Source organism: uncultured Aquimonas sp. (assembly GCF_937888285.1).
GTDB lineage: Bacteria > Pseudomonadota > Gammaproteobacteria > Xanthomonadales > Xanthomonadaceae > Aquimonas.
In genome coordinates this window covers 60,725-83,584 of sequence record NZ_CALART010000114.1, presented here as the reverse complement: position 1 = coordinate 83,584, position 22,860 = coordinate 60,725, and the positions used below count along the sequence as shown (strand labels likewise).

At 68.9% G+C, this 22,860-nt stretch carries 23 protein-coding genes; 14 read left to right on the top strand and 9 right to left on the bottom strand.

The window, feature by feature from the left end; all coding sequences use genetic code 11:
- Nucleotides 1–96 precede the first annotated feature (96 nt).
- The 7 genes from Q0654_RS22345 to rpsB all read right to left on the bottom strand — a co-directional run bounded on the left by Q0654_RS22345 (nucleotide 97) and on the right by rpsB (nucleotide 5,163).
- Nucleotides 97–591 (bottom strand): hypothetical protein, encoded by a 495-nt coding sequence (locus Q0654_RS22345; RefSeq protein ID WP_298857605.1) that lies wholly within the window; start codon nucleotides 589–591, stop codon nucleotides 97–99.
- Between the two features lie 4 nt (nucleotides 592–595).
- The gene (gene minE, locus Q0654_RS22340; protein WP_298857603.1) at nucleotides 596–868 is read right to left on the bottom strand and encodes a cell division topological specificity factor MinE; all 273 of its coding nucleotides are present in this window, start codon (nucleotides 866–868) and stop codon (nucleotides 596–598) included.
- An 8-nt stretch (nucleotides 869–876) separates the two neighbouring features.
- Entirely contained in the window at nucleotides 877–1,686 is an 810-nt protein-coding gene (gene minD / locus Q0654_RS22335; protein WP_298857601.1) for a septum site-determining protein MinD, read from the bottom strand.
- A gap of 56 nt (nucleotides 1,687–1,742) precedes the next feature.
- Entirely contained in the window at nucleotides 1,743–2,537 is a 795-nt protein-coding gene (gene minC, locus Q0654_RS22330) for a septum site-determining protein MinC (protein ID WP_298857611.1), read from the bottom strand.
- On the bottom strand, nucleotides 2,534–3,136 hold the full coding sequence (locus Q0654_RS22325) for a GNAT family N-acetyltransferase (RefSeq protein ID WP_298857599.1): 603 nt from the start codon (nucleotides 3,134–3,136) through the stop codon (nucleotides 2,534–2,536). Before Q0654_RS22325 ends, minC begins: the two co-directional genes overlap by 4 nt.
- Nucleotides 3,137–3,302: 166 nt before the next feature.
- On the bottom strand, nucleotides 3,303–4,181 hold the full coding sequence (gene tsf, locus Q0654_RS22320; RefSeq protein WP_298857598.1) for a translation elongation factor Ts: 879 nt from the start codon (nucleotides 4,179–4,181) through the stop codon (nucleotides 3,303–3,305).
- Between the two features lie 142 nt (nucleotides 4,182–4,323).
- Nucleotides 4,324–5,163: a 30S ribosomal protein S2 gene (rpsB, locus tag Q0654_RS22315; protein ID WP_298857596.1), complete on the bottom strand. Its 840-nt coding sequence runs from the start codon at nucleotides 5,161–5,163 to the stop codon at nucleotides 4,324–4,326.
- Between the two features lie 326 nt (nucleotides 5,164–5,489).
- Here rpsB and map point away from each other — a divergent pair, with 326 nt between their 5' ends.
- The 5 genes from map to dapE all read left to right on the top strand — a co-directional run bounded on the left by map (nucleotide 5,490) and on the right by dapE (nucleotide 11,450).
- Entirely contained in the window at nucleotides 5,490–6,266 is a 777-nt protein-coding gene (gene map / locus Q0654_RS22310; RefSeq protein WP_298857594.1) for a type I methionyl aminopeptidase, read from the top strand.
- Between the two features lie 2 nt (nucleotides 6,267–6,268).
- Nucleotides 6,269–8,944, top strand: coding sequence for a [protein-PII] uridylyltransferase (glnD, locus tag Q0654_RS22305; RefSeq protein ID WP_298857592.1), 2,676 nt, complete (start codon nucleotides 6,269–6,271; stop codon nucleotides 8,942–8,944).
- Nucleotides 8,847–9,785: a 2,3,4,5-tetrahydropyridine-2,6-dicarboxylate N-succinyltransferase gene (gene dapD / locus Q0654_RS22300; RefSeq protein ID WP_298857590.1), complete on the top strand. Its 939-nt coding sequence runs from the start codon at nucleotides 8,847–8,849 to the stop codon at nucleotides 9,783–9,785. The genes glnD and dapD overlap by 98 nt, the downstream gene beginning before the upstream one ends.
- A 177-nt stretch (nucleotides 9,786–9,962) precedes the next feature.
- Nucleotides 9,963–10,310: a Spx/MgsR family RNA polymerase-binding regulatory protein gene (locus tag Q0654_RS22295; RefSeq protein ID WP_298857588.1), complete on the top strand. Its 348-nt coding sequence runs from the start codon at nucleotides 9,963–9,965 to the stop codon at nucleotides 10,308–10,310.
- Between the two features lie 9 nt (nucleotides 10,311–10,319).
- Nucleotides 10,320–11,450 carry a succinyl-diaminopimelate desuccinylase gene (gene dapE / locus Q0654_RS22290; protein WP_298857586.1) on the top strand — a complete coding sequence of 377 codons (1,131 nt, stop codon included), beginning with the start codon at nucleotides 10,320–10,322 and terminating at the stop codon, nucleotides 11,448–11,450.
- Between the two features lie 76 nt (nucleotides 11,451–11,526).
- Here dapE and Q0654_RS22285 read toward each other — a convergent pair whose 3' ends face one another.
- Both Q0654_RS22285 and Q0654_RS22280 read right to left on the bottom strand, forming a co-directional pair.
- Nucleotides 11,527–11,955 (bottom strand): hypothetical protein, encoded by a 429-nt coding sequence (locus Q0654_RS22285; protein ID WP_298857584.1) that lies wholly within the window; start codon nucleotides 11,953–11,955, stop codon nucleotides 11,527–11,529.
- Between the two features lie 181 nt (nucleotides 11,956–12,136).
- Complete coding sequence (locus tag Q0654_RS22280; protein ID WP_298857582.1) at nucleotides 12,137–14,575, bottom strand: penicillin acylase family protein; 2,439 nt, start codon at nucleotides 14,573–14,575, stop codon at nucleotides 12,137–12,139.
- Nucleotides 14,576–14,889: 314 nt separating this feature from the next.
- Between Q0654_RS22280 and Q0654_RS22275 the strand changes: the two genes are divergently transcribed.
- The 9 genes from Q0654_RS22275 (at nucleotide 14,890) to hisIE (ending at nucleotide 22,500) form a co-directional block, all read left to right on the top strand.
- Complete coding sequence (locus Q0654_RS22275; protein ID WP_298857609.1) at nucleotides 14,890–15,207, top strand: YerC/YecD family TrpR-related protein; 318 nt, start codon at nucleotides 14,890–14,892, stop codon at nucleotides 15,205–15,207.
- 38 nt (nucleotides 15,208–15,245) lie between these two features.
- Nucleotides 15,246–16,145: an ATP phosphoribosyltransferase gene (gene hisG, locus Q0654_RS22270; protein WP_298857580.1), complete on the top strand. Its 900-nt coding sequence runs from the start codon at nucleotides 15,246–15,248 to the stop codon at nucleotides 16,143–16,145.
- 71 nt (nucleotides 16,146–16,216) lie between these two features.
- Nucleotides 16,217–17,527 carry a histidinol dehydrogenase gene (gene hisD / locus Q0654_RS22265; protein ID WP_298857607.1) on the top strand — a complete coding sequence of 437 codons (1,311 nt, stop codon included), beginning with the start codon at nucleotides 16,217–16,219 and terminating at the stop codon, nucleotides 17,525–17,527.
- Complete coding sequence (gene hisC, locus Q0654_RS22260) at nucleotides 17,524–18,621, top strand: histidinol-phosphate transaminase (RefSeq protein ID WP_298857579.1); 1,098 nt, start codon at nucleotides 17,524–17,526, stop codon at nucleotides 18,619–18,621. Before hisD ends, hisC begins: the two co-directional genes overlap by 4 nt.
- Complete coding sequence (gene hisB / locus Q0654_RS22255) at nucleotides 18,618–19,766, top strand: bifunctional histidinol-phosphatase/imidazoleglycerol-phosphate dehydratase HisB (protein WP_298857577.1); 1,149 nt, start codon at nucleotides 18,618–18,620, stop codon at nucleotides 19,764–19,766. The genes hisC and hisB overlap by 4 nt, the downstream gene beginning before the upstream one ends.
- Nucleotides 19,766–20,365 (top strand): imidazole glycerol phosphate synthase subunit HisH, encoded by a 600-nt coding sequence (hisH, locus tag Q0654_RS22250; protein WP_298857575.1) that lies wholly within the window; start codon nucleotides 19,766–19,768, stop codon nucleotides 20,363–20,365. Before hisB ends, hisH begins: the two co-directional genes overlap by 1 nt.
- A complete protein-coding gene (gene hisA / locus Q0654_RS22245) occupies nucleotides 20,362–21,099 on the top strand; it encodes a 1-(5-phosphoribosyl)-5-[(5-phosphoribosylamino)methylideneamino]imidazole-4-carboxamide isomerase (RefSeq protein ID WP_298857572.1) in 738 nt (245 codons plus the stop codon). Before hisH ends, hisA begins: the two co-directional genes overlap by 4 nt.
- Nucleotides 21,093–21,866: an imidazole glycerol phosphate synthase subunit HisF gene (gene hisF, locus Q0654_RS22240; RefSeq protein ID WP_298857570.1), complete on the top strand. Its 774-nt coding sequence runs from the start codon at nucleotides 21,093–21,095 to the stop codon at nucleotides 21,864–21,866. Before hisA ends, hisF begins: the two co-directional genes overlap by 7 nt.
- Complete coding sequence (gene hisIE / locus Q0654_RS22235; RefSeq protein ID WP_298857568.1) at nucleotides 21,859–22,500, top strand: bifunctional phosphoribosyl-AMP cyclohydrolase/phosphoribosyl-ATP diphosphatase HisIE; 642 nt, start codon at nucleotides 21,859–21,861, stop codon at nucleotides 22,498–22,500. The genes hisF and hisIE overlap by 8 nt, the downstream gene beginning before the upstream one ends.
- Nucleotides 22,501–22,860: the final 360 nt, after the last annotated feature.

Genomic DNA, 22,860 nt, shown 5'->3' with positions numbered 1-22,860 from the left:
GGCAGCCGCAAGAACCCTGGATCCCCGCCTCCGCGGGGATGACGAACCACGGTTTCTTCAGGAACACACGACGCTCGAAGCGGGGGTGAGAGGCTCTCAGGCCGCGAATTGCTCTTCGCCAAGCGGCAGCAGCTTGCGCGCCTGCAACCACTGCCGCGCGTTCTCGGCATCCTGCTCGAACCAGGCCTGGGTGGAGCCAAGCCGGAAGCTGTAGCCCCAGGTGTCCATGTCGCGCATCAGGCGTTCCCGGCCTACGCCGGGCAGGGCGTCAGCCAGCACGATCTGCAGGTAGCAGGTCGCGTCTTCTTCCTCGATCGAATCGGTGGCGTCGGTGTGCACCTGCGCGCGGCGCTCAGGCGGCAGCACGATCAGGTGACAGGCCTCGTGCAGCAGGGAGTGCACGGGCGTGTCGGCGCGCGCGTACACGCGACAGCCGATGATGCCGGCCTCGCACTCACCCCAGTAGCTGCCGGGGATCGCCGCGCCGTCGTCGACCGCCACCAGCTCGAGGCCGAAATGGGCCAGCAGGCGGGCAGGGGCCTCGAAGCCCAGCGCACCCAGGCGCAGCACGGCGGGTTCGGCCTCGCTCACGCGCTTACTCGGCGCGGGCGCGGCCCTCGCCCTCGGGCAGGGCGACCGAAATGTCGAGCACGTCGTGTTCGCCGTCCTTCTGCAGGTCGACCTTGACCGCATCGACGTCGACATTGACGTACTTGCGGATCACTTCGAGCAGTTCGCGCCGCAGCAGGGGGAGGTAGTCCGGACCGCCGCGATTGCTGCGCTCCTGCGCGACGATGATGCGCAGGCGCTCCTTGGCGATATTGGCGGTCGCCTTGGGTTTGGACTTCAGGAAATCGAAAATGCCCATGGCGTGGTTCAGCCCCCGAAGAGTTTCTGCAGCAGGCCTTTCTTCTCGACCTGGGTGAAGCGCATCGGGCGGCTCTCGCCGAGGATGCGCGCGACCGCGTCGCCATAGGCCTGGCCGGCGGGCGATTCGGCGTCGAGGATCACCGGCTCGCCCTTGTTCGAGGAGGACAGCACGTCGGGGCTCTCGGGAATCACGCCGATCGCCTTGATGCCCAGCACCTCCTCGACGTCGGCGATGCTCATCATCTCGCCGGCCTCGACGCGCTTGGGGTTGTAGCGGGTCAGCAGCAGGTGCTCGGCGACGCGCTCGCCGCGCTCGGCGCGGCGGGTCTTGCTGGCGAGCAGGCCAAGGATGCGGTCGGAGTCACGCACCGAACTGACCTCGGGGTTGACGACCACGATCGCCTGGTCGGCGAAGTACATGGCGAGGAAGGCGCCCTTCTCGATGCCGGCCGGGCTGTCGCAGAGGATGATGTCGAAACCTTCGGCGGCAAGCTCGTTCAGCACCTTCTCGACGCCTTCCTTGTTCAGGGCGTCCTTGTCGCGGGTCTGCGAGGCCGCCAGCACGTGCAGGTTGTCGAAGCGCTTGTCCTTGATCAGCGCCTGCTTGAGCGTGGCTTCGCCGTGGATCACGTTGACGAAGTCGTACACCACGCGGCGCTCGCAGCCCATGATCAGGTCGAGGTTGCGCAGGCCGACGTCGAAATCGATCACTGCCACCTTCTTGCCCTGTTTCGCGAGGCCAACCGCGATGCTGGCGCTGCTGGTGGTCTTGCCCACTCCACCCTTGCCCGAGGTGACGACGATGATCTCTGCCAAGGCACGTACTCCGTATCTGTCGCTGTGCGGTTGCTTCAAGGGATTGCAGCAGGCCCTCAGGCCATCACCGCGATCTGCAGTTTGTCGTTTTCAAGCCAGATCTGCACGGGCTTGCCGCGCAGCTCGGCGGGGATCGATTCCATCACCCGGTACTGTCCGGCCACCGCAACCAGTTCGGCGTTGAACTCGCGGCAGAAGATGCGGGCGTTGACGTCGCCGCGGGCGCCGGCGAGCGCACGTCCGCGCAGGCTGCCGTAGATGTGGATGCTGCCGTCGGCAATGACTTCGGCGCCGTTGCCGACCATGGCGCAGACGGTGAGGTCGCGGCCCTGGGCGTAGACCTGCTGGCCGGAGCGCACCGGCTGCAGCTGCATCTGGCTGCCGCCGGCAGCAGGCAGCGGCGCGGGCGCGGCGACGGGTTCGACGACTTCCGCAGCTGGCTCCGGTGCGCGTCGCCGCGATGCGGCTTCGCGTGGGGCCGGCTCGGGCGTGGCTTCGGCGCTCTCGTACTGGGCGCGGAACTTGGCCAGCAGCGGCAGACCGATGCGCTCGGACAGCGCTTCGATCTCGCGGGTGCCGAAGGCCAGCCCGACCGGAAGCACGCCGGCGCCGCGGAGGCCGTCGATCAGCGCGCGGGCCACGTGCTCGTCGGGGCAGCGTGAGAGCGAACCGAAGTCGACGATGACCGCGGCGCGACCGAACAGCTTGGGCGCACGCTCGACGCGCTCGCGCATCTCGGCGACCAGGCGGGCGACGTCGAGTTCGCGGACGCGCAGGTTGGCGATGCCGACCTGGCCGATCTTGAGTTCGCCGGCCTGTTCGAAATTCACGGCTGAGTTCATGGGGCTCAGGTGCCGGTGGCGCGCACTGGCTGCTGCTCCAGACGGACGCGGCTGCGCAGCCAATCCTCGTCGGGTAGTCCGCCGTGGGCGAGGTAGGTGGTGTTCACGAAGTCGAAGCTCGGCAGGTCCTTGACCAGCAGGCTGACCTCGCGGCCGGCTTCCTCCATCTGGTGCTGGCCGACTTCGCGGAACCCGTAGGTGCCATGGAAGAGCAGGGCGGCGTCGTTGCGCGGCTCCAGGAAGACTTCGCAGGCCAGCGTCGGCACGCGCACTTCGGCGTAGCTGGTGACGTCGGCGTAGAACACCTTGCCGAGGCCGGCGCCGCGCCGCGAACTGGCGACGACGATGCGGTCGATGTAGAGGAAGTCCTCGAAGCGCTCGCAGAACCAGCGGTAGTTCGAGCTGCCGTAGGGCGTGCCCGGACGCAGGGCGATCAGGAAGCCCGCCATCTGCCCGTCGACCTCGGCCACCCGGAAGTAGTCGGCATGGCGCATGAAGAAGCGGACGCGCTCGGCATCCAGCGGAAGGATGCTCTGGCCGGCGCTGTTGTTGAGCGCCAGCACGGAATCAAGATCATGCTCGCCGACGTCGCGGATGGCGATCGACATGCCGAACTCCCGGGGGAACGGACGAAAGCCCTGGCAAGGCCAAGGGCGCGTGAATTATGCCATGGTCGGCCGACGCCGGCCCGGCTGCTGCGCATGGCAGGCCGCAAAAGCAGCGGGGCGCGGCTTGCGCCGCGCCCCGCTGCACGACTTGCGGCGGCCGGATGCTTCAGGCCAGGCCGGCGGCCTTCATCACTTCGGCGGCGTAGTCTTCCACCACCTTCTCGATGCCTTCGCCCACGGCCAGACGCTCGAAACGGACCACGTCGGCGCCGGCGGCCTTCAGCGCGGCTTCGACGGTCTGGTCGGTGTTCAGCACGTAGGGCTGGCCGTACAGGGTGACCTCGTTGATGATGCGGTTCACCTTGCCGCTGATGATCTTCTCGAGGATCTCGGCCGGCTTGGCGCGGTCCTTGTCAGACATCTTGGCCAGCTCGATTTCCTTCTCCTTGGCCAGGAAGTCGGCCGGCACGTCGGCCGCCTTGTTGTAGGGCGGATTCATTGCCGCCACGTGCATGGCGATGCCGCGCGCCAGCTCGGCGTCGCCACCCTTGACCTCGACCAGCACGCCGATGCGGCCGCCGTGGATGTAGGCGGCGACGTTGTCGCTGCTCTCGAAGCGCGCCATGCGGCGCACCTGCACGTTCTCGCCGACCTTGGCGATCACCGCGGCGCGGGTCTCTTCGACCGTGGCGCCGTCGGCCAGCTTCGCGGCCTTCAGTGCCTCGATGTCGGCGGCGCCGGAAGCCAGGGCAGCCTGCGACACGGTGTCGACGAACTTCAGGAAGTTCTCGTCCTTGGCGACGAAGTCGGTTTCGCAGTTGACCTCGACCAGCACGGCGCTGCCGGCCGACTGGGCGACGCCGATGCGACCCTCGGCGGCGACGCGGCCAGCCTTCTTGTCAGCCTTGGCAAGACCGGTCTTGCGCAGGTGCTCCATCGCCGCTTCGATGTCGCCACCATTCTCGGCGAGGGCCTTCTTGCATTCCATCATGCCGGCGCCGGAGCGCTCGCGCAGTTCCTTCACCAGGCTGGCAGTGATTTCCATGGGGAGTTCCTTGAAGAGGGTGTGGGGCAGCGCCTCGGGAGCGCCACCTGATTGATGCTTGGCCCGTGCGGCAGCGCAGCCTGGCTGCGCGGCATTGCAGGGCCGTGACCCCCGCGCCCGGCGCGAGGGTCACAGAGGGCGCTTACTCGCCGCGACGGCCGCCGGGACCACCCGGGCCACGCTTGTTGCCCGGAGCCGGGCGGCGCGGGGCGGGCTTGCGCTCGCCGTCTTCCTTGGCGACCGGGTTGCCTTCGGCGTCCAGCTCGACGAACTCGTCGTCCATGCGGGCCGACTGCGGGGCCGCGGCGCGGCCTTCCAGCACGGCGTCAGCGGCCGCACGGGCGTACAGCTGGACGGCGCGGATGGCGTCGTCGTTGCCCGGGATCGGGTAGTCGACCAGGCTCGGGTCGTAGTTGGTGTCGACCACGGCGATCACCGGGATGCCGAGCTTCTTGGCTTCCTGCACGGCGATGTTCTCGTGGCCGATGTCGATCACGAACAGGGCGTCCGGCAGGCGGCCCATGTCCTTGATGCCGCCCAGCGAAGCCTCGAGCTTGTCACGCTCGCGGCGCAGGGTGAGCACCTCGTGCTTGACCAGCTTCTCGAAGGTGCCGTCGGTCTCGGCGGCCTCGAGCTCCTTCAGGCGCGCGACCGACTTCTTCACGGTGGCGTAGTTGGTCAGGGTGCCGCCCAGCCAGCGCATGCTCATGTAGGGCATGCCGCAGCGGGTGGCTTCTTCCTTGATGGCCTCGCGGGCCGAACGCTTGGTGCCGACGAACAGGATGGTGCCGCGCTTCTGGGCGATGCCCGAGATGAAGTTCATGGCGTCCTGGAACAGCGGCAGGGTCTTTTCCAGGTTGATGATGTGGATCTTGCCGCGGGCGCCGAAGATGTACGGGCCCATCTTGGGGTTCCAGTAACGGGTCTGGTGGCCGAAGTGGACGCCGGCTTCCAGCATCTGACGCATGGTGACCTGGGGCATGGAATGCTCCTGAAAGAAATGAGCGTAGGCGCGGGTCAAGGCGCAGGCTCCGGGGTTGGTCCTCCACAGGGCTCGCATCCAGCGCCTGCCTGGCCTTGCGGGCCTTGCAGGACCCCGCTGGACGGGGTGCGACCTGTGTGTGAATTCGCCGGTGACGCCCGGCGTGGGCGTGTCCATGGGCGCGCAGGGCGACCACAAAGCCGCGGAAGCATAGCCCGGGAGTGCGCAGCGCGCAAATGCGGGGGTGGAGGCAGAGCCATGGACGCGAGCCGCGCAGTCCGAATGGCGGTTTCCCCGCGGGGCCGGCGTGGCCGATAATCCCGCGCATGGCAATCACTCTCAAAACCCAAGAGCAGATCGAGTGCATGCGCGAGGCCGGGCGGCTGGCCGCGGAAGTGCTCGACATCATCGCCCCGCACGTCAAACCCGGGGTGACCACCGAGGAGCTCGACCGCATCTGCAACGAGCACATCGTCAAGGTGCAGGGAACCATTCCCGCCAACGTCGGCTACCGAGGCTTTCCGAAAACCATCTGCAGCTCGGTCAACAACGTCATCTGCCACGGCATTCCCAGCCCGACCAAGGTGCTGAAGGACGGCGACATCATCAATATCGACGTCACCGTCATCAAGGACGGCTGGCACGGCGACACCAGTCGCATGTATTTCGTCGGCGAGCCCTCGGTGCTGGCGAAGCGGCTGGTCGATGTCACCTTCGAGGCCATGTGGCGCGGCATCCGCACCGTGCGCCCCGGCGCCAGCCTGGGCGACATCGGCCACGCCATCCAGAGCTATGTCGAGGCCGAGCGCTTCTCGGTGGTGCGCGAGTACTGCGGGCACGGCATCGGGCAGGTCTACCACGAGGATCCGCAGGTGCTGCACTACGGCGTGCCCGGCACCGGCGTGGTGCTGCGGCCCGGCATGACTTTCACCATCGAGCCCATGGTCAATGCCGGCGCCCGCCACACGCGGCTGATGCCGGATGGCTGGACGGTGGTGACCAAGGACCGCTCGCTGTCCGCGCAGTGGGAGCACATGATCGCGGTCACCGAGACCGGTTTCGACGTGCTGACCCTGGGCGACAAGGGGCGCGTGCCGAAGTGAGCGTGCAGGGCGCCCTGGCCGGACTCGACGCCCGCCTTGCGGCGGCATTCGAGGATGCCGCATGGCAGGCCCTGGTCAAGGCTGAACTCGCCGCCGGCGATGTGCGGCGCGCCGCAGCCTTCGACGCAGGTGCCGATATCGACGGCCTGCTGGCGGATCGCAGCCAGCAAGTAGACGCCGTGCTGCGCGATGCCTTCCGGCGTGACTTCCAGCAGACCGAGGGCCTGGCCCTGCTGGCCACGGGCGGTTTCGGTCGCGCCGAGCTGTTTCCACATTCGGACGTCGACATCCTGCTGCTCTGCGAAGCGCCGATCGACGGCGTTCGCCAGCCCTGCATCGAACGCTTCCTGACGCGCTTGTGGGACGCAGGACTGGCCCCCGGCCATGCGGTGCGCTCGGTGGACGAGTGCATCGAGGAAGGCCGCAAGGACGCCACCATCGCCACCGCGCTGCTGGAGTTGCGGCCGATCTGCGGGGATCCGGCGCCCGGCCAGCGGCTGGCCCGCAGCGTGCGCAGTGAGGGTTTCTGGACGCCGGACGCGTTCTTCGAGGCCAAGCGCGCCGAGCAGCGCGCCCGTCACGCCCGCTACAACGACACCGCCTACAACCTCGAACCGAATCTGAAGGAAGGCCCCGGCGGCCTGCGCGATCTGCACACGCTGTCGTGGATGGCGCAGCGCATCTATGGCGTGCGCGAAGTGTCCGAGCTGAAGCCGCTCGGCGCGATCGGCGGCGATGAACTCATCGCCTTCGAGCGTGAGCGCCGTGCGCTGTCGCATCTGCGCTTCGGCCTGCATCTGGTCGCCGGCCGGCGCGAGGAGCGCCTGCTGTTCGACTTCCAGCGTCCGCTGGCGGCGCGGCTCGGCTTCAAGGACCAGGCTGCCGACAACCTCGCGGTCGAGCAGCTGATGCAGGGCTACTTCCGCAGCGCCGCGGTGGTGCTGCGCTTGAACGGCCGGCTGCTGCAGCGCTTCGAGGAGTCGCTGACCGGCGAGCCCGGCATCGAGCCACTGGACGAGGACTTCGCGGTCGGCGCCGGCTACCTTCGCCTGCTCGATGCCCAGGCCTTCCAGCGCGAGCCGCTGAAGGTGCTGGAGCTGTTCCGGGTGTGGGCAGGCAATCCTTCGATCCGCGGCCTGCACTCCAGCACGGCGCGTGCGCTGGGCGAGGCCCTGCCGCTGATCGACGAGGGCTTCCGCGCGCGCACCGAGGCGCGCACCGCCTTCATGCGCCTGCTGCGCGGGCCGCAGCCGGTGGTGACGCTGACCCGCATGTGGCAGCTGGGCGTGCTGGCGCGCTACCTGCCGGCCTTCGGCAACGTGTCGGGGCGGATGCAGTACGATCTGTTCCACGTCTACACGGTCGACCAGCACACGCTGACCGTGCTGAAGAACATCGAGAGCTTCGCCTCCGAGGATTCGAAGCAGCGCTTCGCCCTGGCGCACGAACTGTGGCCGCGCTTGCGCAAGCCCGAGTTGCTTCTGCTGGGTGCGTTGTTCCACGACATCGCCAAGGGTCGCGGCGGCGATCACTCCAAGCTGGGCGCCGACGACGCCATCGAGTTCTGCCTGGCCCACGGCCTGTCCACCGCCGATGCCGACCTCGTCGCCTGGCTGGTGCGCGAGCACCTGACCATGTCGGTCACCGCCCAGCGCCAGGACATCTCCGACCCCGAGGTCATCGCGCGATTCGCCGGCATCGTCGGCGAGCGCGAGCGCCTCGACTACCTCTACCTGCTCACGGTCGCCGACATCGCCGGCACCAGCCCGAAGCTGTGGAACGCCTGGAAGGATCGCCTGCTGGCCGATCTGCACGGCGCCACCCGCTTCGCCCTGCGGCGCGGCCTGGAGAACCGGGTCTACGCCGATGAGCGCATCGAGGAGACGCGCGCGGCCGCGCGCGAACGCCTGGCGGATGCCGGCATCGAGTCTGCCGACATCGATCGCGTCTGGGCCGGCTTTCCGCGCGAGAGCTTCCTGCGCTACAGCCCCGAGCAGATCGCCTGGCAGACCCGCGGCATCGCCCAGGCCGGCGAGGCCGACCTGCCGCTGGTGCTGGTGCGTCCGCATTCGCGCTCGGGGGCGCTCGAGGTGTTCGTCTACTCGCCGGACCGCGACGGCCTGTTCGCGGTGGCCGCAGCCACGCTGGACCGCCTGGGCCTGTCGGTGGCCGAGGCGCGCATCGTCACCTCCACCACGGGCTTCAGCCTCGACACCTTCCAGGTGCTGGATGCCGGCATGGACTTCGTCTCGCCCGAGCGGCGCGCCGCCACGGTGGCTGCGACCCTGCGCGAGGCGCTGGCGCAGATGCCGGACGAGATCAGCCCGCCGAACCGGATGATCCCGCGCCAGCTGCGGCACTTCCGTATCCCGGTGCAGATCGAGTTCGGCCAGGACGCGAGTCATGACCGCACCCGCATGATGCTGATCTGCACCGACCGCCCGGGCCTGCTGGCGCGCGCCGCCGCGGTGCTGCGCGCGCATCGCATCCGCCTGCACGACGCGCGCATCGCCACCTTCGGCGAACGCGCCGAGGACTTCTTCCAGATCAGCGACGAGGCCAATCGCGCCATCGTCGACGATGCCCGGCTGGAGGCGCTGCGCGCGGCTCTGGTCGAGGCACTCACGGACAGCACCGACAAGGATTCGCCGAATGCACGACAGCCTGCCCACGCTTGAACTGAAGCCCGTCATCGAGAGCGCTTTCGAGCGCCGCGCCAGCCTCACGGTCGAAGAGATCGACGGCAGCACTCGACCCGCCGTGGAGCGCGTGCTGGCCGATCTCGAAGCCGGGCGCCTGCGCGTGGCCGAACCCGTCGACGGCGGCTGGCAGGTCAACGAGTGGATCAAGAAGGCCGTGCTGCTCTCATTCCGCTGCAGCGGCAATCGCCTCATGCCCGAGCCCGCGCACGACCCCGCCGGCAGCCTGCTGCAGGCCTGGGACAAGGTGCCCCTGCGCAGCATCGAGACCGGCGACAGCAACTGGGCGGCGGAGCAGGGCGTGCGCGTGGTGCCGGGGGCGGTGGTCCGCCGCGGCGCCTACCTTGGCCGCGACGTGGTGCTGATGCCTAGCTTCGTCAACATCGGCGCGTATGTGGGCGATGGCTGCATGATCGACACCTGGGCCACGGTCGGCAGCTGCGCACAGATCGGCCGCGGCGTGCATATCAGCGGTGGCGCCGGCATCGGCGGCGTGCTGGAGCCCCTGCAGGCTGCGCCGACGATCATCGAGGACGACTGCTTCATCGGCGCGCGTTCGGAAGTCGTGGAAGGCGTGATCGTCGAGCGCGGATCGGTGATCGGCATGGGCGTCTTCATCGGCCAGAGCACGCGCATCTACAACCGCGCCACCGGCGAGATCAGCTACGGCCGCGTGCCGGCCGGCAGTGTCGTCGTCTCGGGCTCGCTGCCCTCGAAAGACGGCAGCCACTCGCTGTACTGCGCGGTTATCGTGAAGCAGGTCGACGAGAAGACGCGGGCGAAGACGAGTATCAATGAGCTTCTGAGGTCCGGCGAGTAGCTTTCGATCGGGATTGGGGATTCGGGATTCGGGATTCGCCGAAGGTCGACCCCGACTCGAGTTCCACCGCTTCATGCTGCGTCACGCCGCATCGAAACCGTCAATCGCAATCTCACGACGTGCTCGCTGGTGAACTTGCGAATCCCGAATCCCCAATCGCGAATCCCGGCCCAAGACATGCCCACCCTCTACGGTCTCGACAAGTGCAGCACCTGCGACAAGGCCCGCGCCTGGCTGGATGCCCACGGCATCGCACACACCTTCGTGGACTACCGCGAGAATCCCATCGACCCCAAGCTGCTCAAGGCCTGGGCGAAAACGCTGACCTGGGAAAAGCTCGTCAATCGCGCCAGCTACACCTGGCGTGACCTGCCCGCCGAGCGCAAGCAGCCGGCCAATGACGCCGAGTGGCTGGCGCTCATCAAGGAGTTCCCGGCGCTGGTCAAGCGCCCGGTCGTGGTCGGCGACGATGGCGTCTCGGTGGGCTTCACCGAGAAGCAGTTCGGCCAGCGCTTCGGCGACTGAGATCTGCGCATGGATGTCGTCGAGCTCAGCTGTGAACTGATCCGCCGGGCCTCGGTGACGCCGGCCGATGCCGGCTGCCAGGCGCTGCTCGCGCAGCGGCTGGCGGCGGCAGGATTCAGGATCGAGCAGCTGCGCTTCGGCGAGGTCGACAACCTGTGGGCCACGCTGGGCGATGAAGGGCCGACCCTGGCTTTTCTCGGCCACACCGACGTGGTTCCGCCGGGGCCGGCGGAGCAGTGGAAGAGTCCGCCGTTCGAGCCAACGCTGACCGCCGACGGCTTGCTGCGCGGCCGCGGGGCGGCCGACATGAAGGGCAGCGTGGCGGCCTTCGTGCTGGCGCTGGAAGACCTCGCCGTCCGCCGTGACTGGCGGGGCAGGGTGGGCCTGCTGCTGACCTCCGATGAGGAGGGCGATGCGATCGACGGCGTGCGCCGGGTCGCCGAGCTGTTTGCCGTGCGCGGCGAGCGCCTCGATTACTGCCTGGTCGGCGAGCCCTCGTCCTCGCAGCGTCTCGGCGACGTGGTGCGCATCGGTCGCCGCGGTTCGCTGACCTGCACTGCGACCGTGCTCGGCGTGCAGGGCCATGTGGCCTATCCCGAGAAGGCGGTGAACCCGATCCATCGCGCCCTGCCGGTGTTGGCCGAGCTGTGCGCCCGCGACTGGGACGGAGATCCGTGGCCGGACTTCCCGCCGACCAGCTTCCAGATCGCCAATTTCAAGGCAGGCACCGGGGCGAGCAACGTCATCCCGGGCACGGCGGAGGTGCAGTTCAACCTGCGCTACTCGCCGCGCTGGACGGCCGATGCGCTGATCCATGAGATCGAGGCTGCCTTCTCCGCTCACCAGGTGCGCGCGGGTTTCCGCTGGCATCGCTCGGGCGAGCCTTTCCACACCGGCGAGGGCCGGCTGCGCGCGGCGGTGCGAGAGACGCTGGCGCACGAACTCGGCATCCAGCCGGACGAGAACACTGGCGGCGGCACCTCCGATGGTCGCTTCATCGCCCCGCTCGGCGCCGAAGTGGTCGAGCTCGGCCCCCTGAACGCCAGCATCCACAAGATCGACGAGGCCGTGCGCCTGGAGGACCTGCGCGCCCTACCGGCCGTGTACGCGGGCATCGCGCGGCGCTGCCTGCCTCCTTGAGTGGGGAGGCTGCCGACGGCAGCAACGAAAACGGGGCCGCGAGGCCCCGTTTTTCGTTTCAAGTACGGCCCAGCCCTCAGATGCCTTCGAGGCCCATCCTGGAAGCGGCCGCCCCGGCATAGGTGCCCTTCAGATGCCCCAGCATGCCGAGGATCTCGCGGTGGATCTCGGCGAGGCCGCCGTGCGGCATGTCGCGGGTCTCGTGGTAGACCACCGCAAGCCACAGCGCGATGCCGCGCAGCTTGAGCTGGGCGACGCTGCTGCGGGCCTTGCCGAAGGCCTGGGTCGCGGCATCGCTCCAAGGCTGGTAGCGGTGCAGGTCCTGCGCGCCATAGAGATGCGGAACCGGCGCGCGCGCCGCGTTCTGGATCTCGCCCATGGTCAGGGTGGCCACGGCCGAGCGCGTGCTGGGCGACAACGACTCGATGATCTTGCGCATTTCGCGCAGCTGCCGGCGCAGGGTCATGTAGCGCAGGGTGGAAAGCAGGCGGATCAGGAACGACATGGCGACTCCAGCAGCGGCAGCAGACGGGTGGGGCGAGCCCGGGGTGGCTCCGGGTGGCGGCGATTATGGACTGCAAGTCAGGGGGCTACCGACAGGCTGCGTCACAAAATGACCGACCGACGGCAGATGATGTCAGAGTTCGCCCCGATCTGACCAGCGTGCCGCGGCGTTTCGTGATCCCTCACGGTCGCAATGTCAGCGAATGTTGCGGAGCTCCGGGCAGGAAGGGCGAAGGCCGCCCTTCGGCCCAGTCCGCGTGGCCGGCGCTCCAGAACGGGGAAAGGGGATGACCGCTCTGTCCACCCGGCATCTGGAAGATCCCCTCGGCCTCACGGCCTGGCGCGACCACCATGCGCTGGCTGGCGCCGAAGCTCGGCCCCTGGACCCGCGGCATGTGGTTGTCGCCGGGCAGGGGCTCGGCCGGCATGCACAGCAGTCGGCGTGCGGGCCCAAGTGCGGCAGCGAGCGGGTGGCAGACGGCACTGGTATTGCGCTCACCCCAGCTGCGCTCGGCGAAATCCGTTCCCTGCGCCCGCCAATCCGCGGCCAGCGCCAGCGCCGCCTGCCGCTGGAGCTGGGCGGGCGAAGGCCAGCCCGCCGGCAGCTTGGTCTCTGGCAGCTGCAGGTAGGCCTGGAGAACGGCTTCGATCTGCGGCAGCCGCGGCTCGACGAAGTCCTCGCCCAGCGCCTCGCGCGCAGGGGCAAACAGCTGCTTGCTGAAGGCGTCGATCAGCAGGCCGCGGAAGCCGCGGGCGGCGCGGTAGCTGACCGAATCGACGCTGGCGCGCTCGGGGCGTTCGCGGGTGACCGCTTCCAGGTCGATCAGCTCGGGCGTATCGGCAGTGGCTTCGAGCTCCGCGCGCAGGCGCTGCCACCAGGGTTCGAGGAACAGGGCGCGATCGTCGAGCTGGATGGTCAGCAGGTCGGCTTCCATGAAGCGATCCTTGGACAGCAGCTGGTCGCGGATCTGCGCCTGCCGTGCGCCGAGGTCGTAGCCGCCGTCGCCCACGACGCGCAGGGTTGCGGCATCGACCACCCGCGAATTGGCGGTCCACAGCCGATGACTGGGTGGATCGAGCACGCGCGGCGCCGCTTCGGCGAGCAGCCAGTGCTTGGCCCAGTCGCAGCCCTCCAGCGGACGCAGGGGCAGCAGCGGGTCGCAGTCGCCGATCCGCTGCGGGATCCGCCCCATCAGGGTCCAGCCGATGCGTCCGCTGCGGTCACCGGCCACAAAGTTCTGCACCGGCGTGCCGCTGCGCTGGGCGATGGCCATGGCCTGTTCGATATCGGCGGCGCGCAGCAGCTCGGCCATGCCGAGGTCGATTGCGCCGGGGCGATGGGCCGTCCAGCGCAGGGCGAGGTCGGTGCCGTCCGGCGCCTTTGCGAGCAGCGGTCCCCAGCGGGTTTCGCGCACGTCCAGGGTTTCCGGCTCGCCGCCGCGCACGGTCAGCACTTCGCGATGGATCTGCAGGGCCTCCTCGCCCTCCGGCGTGCGATAGCGCATGTGGCCGTCGTCGGTGAAGTCGACCTGCACCCAGTCGTGCCAGTCGCCATAGCTGTTGGTGAAGCCCCAGGCGACATGGCCAGTACTGCCGACAACCAGTGCCGGCACGCCAGGCAGGCTGACGCCGGTGGCGTCGACCTGGCCCTCCGGTGCCTGTGCATCCGGATAGATCAGGCGCACCCGGAACCACACGCCGGGCGCGCGCAGGCCGAGGTGCATGTCATCGGCGACCAAGGCGCGGCCGTCGGCGGTGAGTGCGCCGGCGACTGCAAAGTTGTTGCTGCCGGGGCTGGGCGGTTCGGGGTCGCTGTCTGGGGAGGCATCGAGCTGCGCGCCTGCAGGGTCCGAGGCTGGATCGGCGCCGCGTACCGCGTCGACGTCGCCTGCGAGAGCGGCCAGCAGGGCCGTCGGCGCGATCGCTTCCATCGCCTCGCCGAACAGCGGCGCATCGTAGGCACTGCCAGGCGCCGCGAGCAGGTCGACGAGGGCACCGGGGCGATGCGTGCGCAGCTGCAGCAGGCCCAGCTCACGCCGGTTCTGCGAGTCTTGCAGATCGAAGAACATGGCCAGCCCGGCAAGCAGGCTGTCCTCCTCGCGCCAGGGTTCGGGCTGCGCGCGCAGCAGCCAGTAGGCCCAGGGGCGACTGTCGAGCGCCGCAAGTCCCGCATTGACGCCGGCGACATAGGCCTGCAGCTGCTCGCGCTGGTCCGCCGGGCCGTGCTCAAGCTCCGCCTGCATCCGGGGGCGCAGGCGATGCGCGCGGTTGGCACGGTCGCGCGGCAGCGCCACGGCGCCGAACAGCGCAGCGAGCTCGCCAGCCGCGCTGCGGCGCGCCAGATCCATCTCGAAGTAACGCTCCTGGGCGTGGACGAAGCCGAGCGCTCGCAGGGCGTCACTGCGATTCGCCGCACGCAGCGTGACCACACCGAGCGCATCGCGCTCCAGCTGCACGGAAGCGGACAGGCCTTCGATGCGGCCTTCACCTTCCAGCTGGGGCAGGCTGGCGCGCAGCAGGGACCACGCAGCCATCCATACGACGGCCAGCAGCAGGCCCATGGCAGCCAGGGTTCGCAACAGGTAGCGCAGCAAGCGGGGGCGGCGGGAGCGGAGAGACATTGCGTGTGCGCCACGTTCGGGGGTGAGCCGGCGATGGTAGCGGCTGCCGGGCATCTGGACGCCTCGGCCATGGGGGGCGACGCTTCCGCCGTCGCGCCGCGATCGCCAATCGGCCATGCCCTGCGGGTGGATGGCTGCTTCCCGGAGTTTCGGATGCGAGTGCTCTGGGCGGTCTTCACGCCCCCTTGCTTGTCGATTGCGAGATATCGGTTTAATGTATCAACACGCTAGTACAAAAGTCCGCCGTGAAACGACGCATCGCCAGTTCCGAAACCCAGCCTGCACGCAGTCCGCGCGAGCGCAAGCCCGCGCCGGTGGTGCTCCCGGCGGCGGATCCGGTGCTCGCCCTGTGCGAGGCACTGGCCAAGCTGCGCGATCCGGCCGAGATCGCGGCCTTCCTCGATGATCTCTGCACGCCCGCCGAGCTCGAAGCCCTCGCCGACCGCTGGCGCGTGGTGCCCCTGCTGCTGGCCGGCCGCACCTACCGCGACATCCATGACCTGACCGGCGTCAGCGTGACCACGGTGGGTCGGGTGGCGCGCTGTCTCACGCATGGCGCCGGCGGCTACCGCGCCGCCGCCCGACATCTGAAGTTGCACGATCCCTCCGGCATCGCTGCCGCCAAACGCTGATTCCGCCGCACTTCCTCTCCCCGCTTCGAGCATCCCCCGTGAAGAATCGTGATCGTCTGCGCATCGCCGCGCAGAAGAATGGACGCCTGTCCGACCCCGCCCGCGAGCTGATGGCGCGCTCCGGCCTGAGCTTCCGCGAAAGCCGCGACCGCCTGTTCTGCTTTGGTGAATCGCAGCCCGTCGACCTGCTGCTGGTGCGCGACGATGACATCCCCGGCCTGATCGCCGAAGGCACCTGCGACTACGGCATCGTCGGCCGCAACGTGCTCGACGAGCAGGCGCTGGATCGCGCCGCCCGCGGTCTGCCGCCAGCCTTCAAGGAAGTGCGCGCGCTGGGTTTCGGCCGCTGCCGGCTGTCGATCGCGCTGCCGCAGGACATGGCCTGGAACGGCCCGCAAAGCCTCGCCGGCCTGCGCATCGCCACCAGCTATCCGGCCCTGCTGGAGGACTGGCTGAAGCGCCACAACGTGCGCGCCGAGATCGTGATTCTCTCCGGCTCGGTCGAGATCGCGCCGCGTCTTGGCAAGGCCGAGGCGATCTGCGACCTCGTCTCGACCGGCGGCACGCTGGCCGCCAACCAGCTGCGCGAGGCCGTGGTGATCCACGAAAGCGAAGCCGTGCTGGCCGGCCCGGCCGAGCCGCTGATGGACGAGCGCGGCGACATCGCCACCCAGCTGCTGCGTCGCCTCGACGGCGTGCTGCAGGTCCGCGATGCGCGCCTGCTGATGCTGGAGACCGAGCGCGCGATGCTCGACGAGGTGCTGCGCCTGCTTCCCAGCGAGGAGCGCCCCACCATCATGAGCCTGGACGGCCAGCCCAATGGCGTGGGCGTGCAGGCGATCTGCCAGGGCAGCCTGTCTTGGCAGCAGCTTGAGGACCTGAAGAAGGCCGGCGCGCGCCGACTGCTGGTGCTGCCGGTGGAGCAGATGCTGACATGAGCACCACGACCGAGAAGACCCCCGCCGAGCGAACGACCGGCGAACGCCCCGTGCCCTTTGCCGCACGCGAGCTGCACGTGCTGGACTGGAACCGCATCGACGAGTCGCAGCGCCGCGTGAGCTTGCGTCGCCCTGCGCAAGGCGCACGCGCCGTGCTGGCCGAGAACGTCGAGCGCATCCTCAGCCAGGTGCGCGCCGACGGCGACAGCACCTTGCGCGCCTTGACCCGCCGCTTCGACGGCTGCGAGCTGGGCAGCTTCCGCGTGACCGAAGACGAGTTTGCGGCCGCCGAAGCGCAGGTGTCGCCCGCGTTGAAGCAGGCCATTGCCAATGCCATCGAGCGCCTGGTCAAGTTCCACGAGGCCGGCGCGCCGCGCGGCTATGCGCTGGAGACCGCGCCGGGCCTGAACTGCGAGCGCGTGATCCGCCCGATCGAGCGCGTCGGCCTCTACGTGCCGGCCGGCAGCGCACCGCTGCCCTCGACCGCCATCATGCTGGGCGTGCCTGCGCGCATCGCCGGCTGCAGCGAGGTCGTGCTGTGCACGCCGCCCAAGCCCGACGGCAGCGTCGATGCGACCGTGCTGGTCGCCGCGCGCCTGTGCGGCATCAGCACCGTGTTCAAGCTGGGTGGGGCGCAGGCGGTGGCCGCCATGGCCTATGGCACCGAGTCGGTGCCGAAGTGCGACAAGATCTTTGGCCCCGGCAATGCCTACGTCACCGAGGCCAAACTGCAGGTGGCGAACGATCCCGAGGGCGCAGCGATCGACATGCCTGCCGGGCCTTCGGAAGTGCTGGTCATTGCCGACGCGAAGGCCTCGGCCGAGTTCATCGCCTCCGATCTCTTGAGCCAGGCCGAGCACGGCCCGGACTCGCAGGTCCTCTTGATCTCCGATTCGCAGGCGCTGCTGGAATCGGTGGCGGTCGAGCTGGAGAAGCAGACCGCCGAGCTGCCGCGTCGCGAGATCCTGGCCAAGGCCCTGACCCACGCGCGTCTGATCTTGAGCCGCGATATTCCGCAGGCCATCGAGATCAGCAACCGCTATGCGCCCGAACACCTGATCCTGCAGGTCGAGCAGCCGCGCCAGTGGCTGGAGCGCGTGCGCAGCGCCGGCTCGGTCTTCCTTGGCGCGCTGGCGCCCGAAGCCTTGGGCGACTACTGCAGCGGCACCAACCACGTGCTGCCGACCTATGGCGCCGCGCGCGCCTACAGCGGCGTGTCGGTGGCGAGCTTCGTCAAGCTGATCACGGTGCAGGAGGTCAGCGCCGAAGGTCTCAACATCGCCGGCCCCGACGCCGCCGAGATGGCGCGCGCCGAAGGCCTGATCGCCCACGAGCGTGCGGTCACGCGGCGGCTGGCTGCGATCAAGGAGGGCAGGGCATGAGCGCGCTGCTCGATCTGGTGCGCCCCGACCTGCGTGGCTTCGGCGGCTATTCGTCCGCACGCAAGGAAGCCAGCGGCGGCCGCGTCTTCCTCAATGCCAACGAGTCGCCCTGGGCGCCGGAGATCGCCGGCGGCGAGGGCCTGAACCGCTATCCCGAGCCGCAGCCCGAGGCGCTGGTCGAAGCGCTGGCCGGCCTGTACGGCGTCGAGTCCGACGCGCTGCTGGTTGGCCGCGGCAGCGATGAGCCCATCGATCTCCTGGTGCGCGCGCTCTGCCGCGCCGGTGAGGACGCGGTGCTGATCTGTCCGCCGACCTTCGGCATGTATGCCGTTGCCGCACGCGTGCAGAACGCGAAGCTGGTCGAGGTGCCGCTCACTGCGACGGGCGATTCGGAGCGCCCGTTCGCGCTCGATGCGGATGCAGTGATCGCCGCTGCGCTGAACAACCCGGTCAAGCTCGTTTTCCTGTGCTCGCCAAACAACCCGACTGGACAGGCCCTGCCGGTCGAGACCATTGAGCGCATCGCTTCGGCACTCGAAGGTCGCGCCGTGGTGGTGGTCGACGAGGCCTATGGCGAGTTCATGCAGCAGGCCTCGGCCACGACGCTGCGCCAGCGCTTCCCGCAACTCGCGGTGCTGCGCACGCTGTCGAAAGCGCATGCCCTGGCGGGTGCGCGCATCGGCAGCCTGATCGCAGCATCCGAATTGATCCGCGTGCTGCGCGCGATCATGGCGCCGTATCCGATCTCGGCGCCCTGCGCGCGGTCGGCGCTGGCGGCCTTGCAGCCCGAGGTGCTGGCGAAGACGCAGGTCCATGTCGCCGAGCTGATCGCCGGCCGCGAGGCGCTGCGCGCGCGGCTGGCCGCAACGGCCGGCGTGCTCGGCGTGTATCCCTCCGATGCGAACTTCCTGGTCGTGCGCTGCGCCGACCCCGCCGCCACCTATCGGCGTGCGCTGGCCGCCGGCGTGGTGCTGCGCGACGTCAGCCGCTATCCGCTGCTCGGCGACTGCCTGCGTGTGTCGATCGGCACGGCCGAAGAGAACGCCGCCGCGCTGGCGGTGTTCGCCAGCACCAGCCAGGAGGCCGCGGCATGAAGCGCATTCTGTTCGTCGACCGCGACGGCACGATGATCGAAGAGCCGGCCGACTACCAGATCGACAGCTACGCCAAGCTGCGCCTGGTCGAGGGCGTGATCCCGGCGATGCTGAAATTGAAGGCCGCCGGCTTCGAGTTCGTGATCGTCTCCAACCAGGATGGGCTGGGCACCGAGGCCTATCCGCAGGAGAGCTTCCAGGCCCCGCACGATCTGATGATGCAGATCTTCGAATCGCAGGGGATCACCTTCCGCGAGGTGCTGATCGATACCAGCTTCCCGCAGGACAACGCGCCGACGCGCAAGCCGCGCCTGGGTCTGGTCATGCACTACCTGCGCGATCGCAGCATCGATCTCGCCGGCAGCGCGATGGTCGGCGACCGTGACACCGATATCGAGTTCGCCGACAACCTCGGCGTGCGCGGCTTCCGGCTCAAGGTGACCGCCGGCGCCAAGGCAGCAGCCGGCAAAGGCCCGGAATACACCTGGGCCGAGATCGCCCACCTGCTGGCCGACGCCCCGCGCCAGGCCAGCGTCGAGCGCGTCACCAAGGAAACCAAGATCGAAGTGCATGTCGACCTGGATCGCCCGGCCGAGCCGGTCGCGCTCACGGGCCTCGGCTACTTCGACCATATGCTGGAGCAGCTCGGCAAGCACGGCGGCTTTGCGCTCAAGCTGAAGTGCGCGGGCGATCTGCACATCGACGAGCACCACACCGTCGAGGACAGCGCGCTGGCCTTGGGGCAGGCACTGAAGCAGGCGCTCGGCGACAAGCGCGGCATTGGCCGCTATGCGTGGGCGGCGGAAGGCGAAGACGGTGCCTCTGAATCGAAGCCCGCGGCGCTGGATCTGGTGATCCCGATGGACGAGACGCTCGTGCGCGCGTCGCTGGACATCAGCGGCCGGCCCTATTTCGTGTTCGACGGCCACTACCCGCGCGAGCGCGTCGGCGAGCTGCCGACCGAGCTGGTGCCGCATTTCTTCCGCTCGCTGTGCGAGACCGCCGGCCTCAACCTGCACCTGTCGGTGCGCGGCGACAACGCGCATCACATGGTCGAGGCCAGCTTCAAGGCGGTGGCGCGCGCCCTGCGCGCGGCGATCAAGCGCGAGGGCTTCGATCTGCCCAGCACCAAGGGGACGCTCTGATGCGGCTGGCGGTCATTGATTCCGGCGTCGCCAACATCGGCTCGGTCTGCTATGCGCTGGGGCGGCTTGGCGTGCAGGCCACTCTGGTGCGCAGCGCCGACGAACTTGCTCAGGCCGAACGCGCCCTGCTGCCTGGCGTCGGTGCCGCCGGTGCCGCGATGGCACGGCTGCGCGAGCTTGATCTGGTCGATGCGATCCGCGCGTTTCCGCGTCCGCTGTTCGGCATCTGCCTGGGTATGCAGCTGCTGTTCGAGCGCAGCGCCGAAGGTGACGTCGAAGGCCTCGGGCTGATCCCGGACGAGGTGCGGAAGCTCAAGGAATTCCCCGGCGTGCGCGTGCCGCACATGGGCTGGAACCGCCTTCATCGCGAGCGCGACTCGGCGCTTTTGAACGACATCGCTGAAGGTGCGCAAGCCTACTTCGTGCACAGCTACGCAGGCCCCGTGGGCGACTACACCTTGGCGTCGAGCACGCACGGCGAGGCCTTCAGCGCCATCGTCCGCCGCGGCAACGTCGCCGGCGCGCAGTTTCATCCCGAGCGCTCGGCGGCCGTGGGCGCGCAGCTGCTCAAGAACTTCATGGAGTGGGACGGCCAATGACCGGCTTCACGGCGATTCCCGCCATCGACGTCCGCGACGGACGCGTGGTGCGGCTGAAACAGGGCGACTACGCCCAGGAAACCCGTTACGCGGCCGACCCGCTGCAGCTGGCGCTGGACTATGCGCGCGCGGGTGGCGAGTGGCTGCACCTGGTCGATCTGGATGCCGCCAAGGCCGGCGGCTATACGCTGGGTCCGCTGGTGCGATCACTTTGCGAACGGTCTTCGTTGCGGATCCAAAGCGGCGGCGGCGTGCGCAGTGAAGATGACGTCGAGGCCTTGCTGGCTGCTGGCGTCGAGCGCGTGGTGATTGGCTCGCTCGCAGTGAAGTCGCCCGATTTCGTCATCGACTGGCTCACGCGCTTTGGTGCCGATCGCTTGTGTATCGCACTCGACACCCGCTGCGACGACAGCGGTGTGTGGCGACTGCCGACCCACGGTTGGACCGAGAGCGCCGGCGAGGAGCTGTTCGCCCTGCTGGAGCGCTATCGCGGCGCGGGTCTGAAGCACCTGCTGTGCACCGACATCGCCCGCGACGGCATGCTGTCCGGACCGAACTTCGATCTCTACCGGCTGCTGGTCGAGCGTGCCCCGGAGGTGCAGCTGATCGCCTCCGGCGGTGTGTCCGGCTTGGATGACATTCGCACAGCTCGTGCGGTGGGCGCGGCTGGCGTCGTGTTGGGCAAGGCCCTGCTGGATGGCCGCTTCACCGTCGAGGAGGCGCTGGCATGCTGAGCCGTCGATTGATTCCGTGTCTGGATGTACGCGATGGCCAGGTGGTCAAGGGCGTGCGCTTCCGCGACCACGTGGTGATGGGCGCGATCGAGGAACTCGCCGCGCGCTATCGCGACGCCGGCGCTGACGAGCTCGTTTTCTACGACATCACCGCCAGCCCCGAAGGCCGCAGCGTCGACCGCGGCTGGGTCGAGCGCGTGGCCCGGCTGATCGATATTCCCTTCTGCGTCGCTGGCGGCATCCGCTCGGTCGAGGATGCGCGCGCCATCCTGTTCGCCGGCGCCGACAAGGTCTCCGTGAACTCGCCGGCGCTGGAGCGGCCCGCGCTGATCGACGAGTTGGCCGAGGCCTTTGGCGTGCAGTGCGTGGTGGTCGGTGTCGACAGCCTGCGCGACGAAGACGGCGAGTGGCGGGTGCGCCAGTACACCGGCGACCCCAGCAAGACCCGCGCGCTCAGCCGGCGCACGCTCGACTGGGTGGTCGAGGCGCAGCGGCGCGGCGCGGGCGAGATCGTGCTGAACTGCATGGGCACCGACGGCGTGCGCGCCGGCTACGACATCGAGCAGCTGCGCGCCGTGCGCGAGCTCTGCCGCGTGCCGCTGGTGGCCAGCGGCGGCGCCGGCACGCCCGAGCACTTCGCCGAGGTGTTCGAGCAGGCCGATGTGGATGCGGCGCTCGCCGCCAGCGTCTTCCACTCCGGCGCGATCGCCATTCCAGAACTCAAGTCCACGCTCAAGCAGCGCGGCATCGAGGTGCGCGATGTCTGAAGACGTGGTGGTCAGCCCCGAAACCCTGGATCGACTGGCCTGGGACAAGCAGGACGGCCTGCTGCCGGCGGTGGTGCAGGACGCAGAGACCCTGCGCGTGCTGATGCTGGGCTATATGAATCGCGAAGCCCTGGAGATGACCCTGGCGTGTCGCCACGTCACCTTCTTCAGCCGCAGCAAGGGTCGGCTGTGGACCAAGGGCGAGCGCAGCGGCCATGTGCTCAAGCTGGTCAGCATCGAGACCGACTGCGATGCCGATACGCTGCTGATCCAGGCGCATCCGCAGGGCCCCACCTGCCACCTGCAGCGCACCAGCTGCTTTCCCGATGCGCCGGGCAGCTTCCTCGGTGACCTCGATGCGCTGATCGCCCAGCGCGAGCGCGAGCGCCCGGTTGGCAGCTACACCACCAGGTTGTTCGAGGGCGGCATTCGCCGTATCGCGCAGAAGGTGGGCGAGGAGGGCGTGGAAACCGCGCTGGCCGCAGTGGCCCAAGAGGATGCGGACCTGCTGGGCGAGAGTGCCGACCTGATCTACCACCTGCTGGTGCTGCTGCGCGCGCGCGGGCTGTCGCTGGGCGATGTCGAGAATCTGCTGCGCCAGCGCCATGCGACTGCGCCGAAGGCCATGGGGTGATGTGATGCGCGGGCTCGCGTGCGAGCGAAGCCGTAGCGCTGAGGCTTCGAAGTGTGTGCCGCTGTGCCGAAGTGTCGGAGTGCCTTCGAGCCGAAATCGAATGCGTGCAGGTCTGCACTGTGTTCGAGTCAAGTCGAATACGTGAAGCTCGCGGTGGGCCAGGGCCCACCCTATGCAGGTACGGGGCGTTCATGGCGTCGGCAATGGCCCGCCATTCGCAAACCAAGCGAGCCCATAGGGTGGGCCCTGGCCCACCGTGAGGGGCGCTCTCGCCCCGGTTCCCGCGCTCCGAGCATTTCAACTTCGCTGTCAGACACGAGGCCGCGTCCTGATGCGCGTGCTCTAGGACTTCCGATTGTG

Bases quoted from the DNA above. Each gene is read 5' to 3' on its own strand.
- minE (WP_298857603.1), bottom strand. From the start codon at position 868: ATGGGCATTTTCGATTTCCTGAAGTCCAAACCCAAGGCGACCGCCAAT.
- Q0654_RS22325 (WP_298857599.1), bottom strand. From the start codon at position 3,136: ATGTCGATCGCCATCCGCGACGTCGGCGAGCATGATCTTGATTCCGTG.
- tsf (WP_298857598.1), bottom strand. From the start codon at position 4,181: ATGGAAATCACTGCCAGCCTGGTGAAGGAACTGCGCGAGCGCTCCGGC.
- rpsB (WP_298857596.1), bottom strand. From the start codon at position 5,163: ATGCCCCAGGTCACCATGCGTCAGATGCTGGAAGCCGGCGTCCACTTC.
- map (WP_298857594.1), top strand. From the start codon at position 5,490: ATGGCAATCACTCTCAAAACCCAAGAGCAGATCGAGTGCATGCGCGAG.
- dapD (WP_298857590.1), top strand. From the start codon at position 8,847: ATGCCCGGCTGGAGGCGCTGCGCGCGGCTCTGGTCGAGGCACTCACGG.
- Q0654_RS22295 (WP_298857588.1), top strand. From the start codon at position 9,963: ATGCCCACCCTCTACGGTCTCGACAAGTGCAGCACCTGCGACAAGGCC.
- dapE (WP_298857586.1), top strand. From the start codon at position 10,320: ATGGATGTCGTCGAGCTCAGCTGTGAACTGATCCGCCGGGCCTCGGTG.
- Q0654_RS22285 (WP_298857584.1), bottom strand. From the start codon at position 11,955: ATGTCGTTCCTGATCCGCCTGCTTTCCACCCTGCGCTACATGACCCTG.
- Q0654_RS22280 (WP_298857582.1), bottom strand. From the start codon at position 14,575: ATGTCTCTCCGCTCCCGCCGCCCCCGCTTGCTGCGCTACCTGTTGCGA.
- hisC (WP_298857579.1), top strand. From the start codon at position 17,524: ATGAGCGCGCTGCTCGATCTGGTGCGCCCCGACCTGCGTGGCTTCGGC.
- hisB (WP_298857577.1), top strand. From the start codon at position 18,618: ATGAAGCGCATTCTGTTCGTCGACCGCGACGGCACGATGATCGAAGAG.
- hisH (WP_298857575.1), top strand. From the start codon at position 19,766: ATGCGGCTGGCGGTCATTGATTCCGGCGTCGCCAACATCGGCTCGGTC.
- hisA (WP_298857572.1), top strand. From the start codon at position 20,362: ATGACCGGCTTCACGGCGATTCCCGCCATCGACGTCCGCGACGGACGC.
- hisF (WP_298857570.1), top strand. From the start codon at position 21,093: ATGCTGAGCCGTCGATTGATTCCGTGTCTGGATGTACGCGATGGCCAG.
- hisIE (WP_298857568.1), top strand. From the start codon at position 21,859: ATGTCTGAAGACGTGGTGGTCAGCCCCGAAACCCTGGATCGACTGGCC.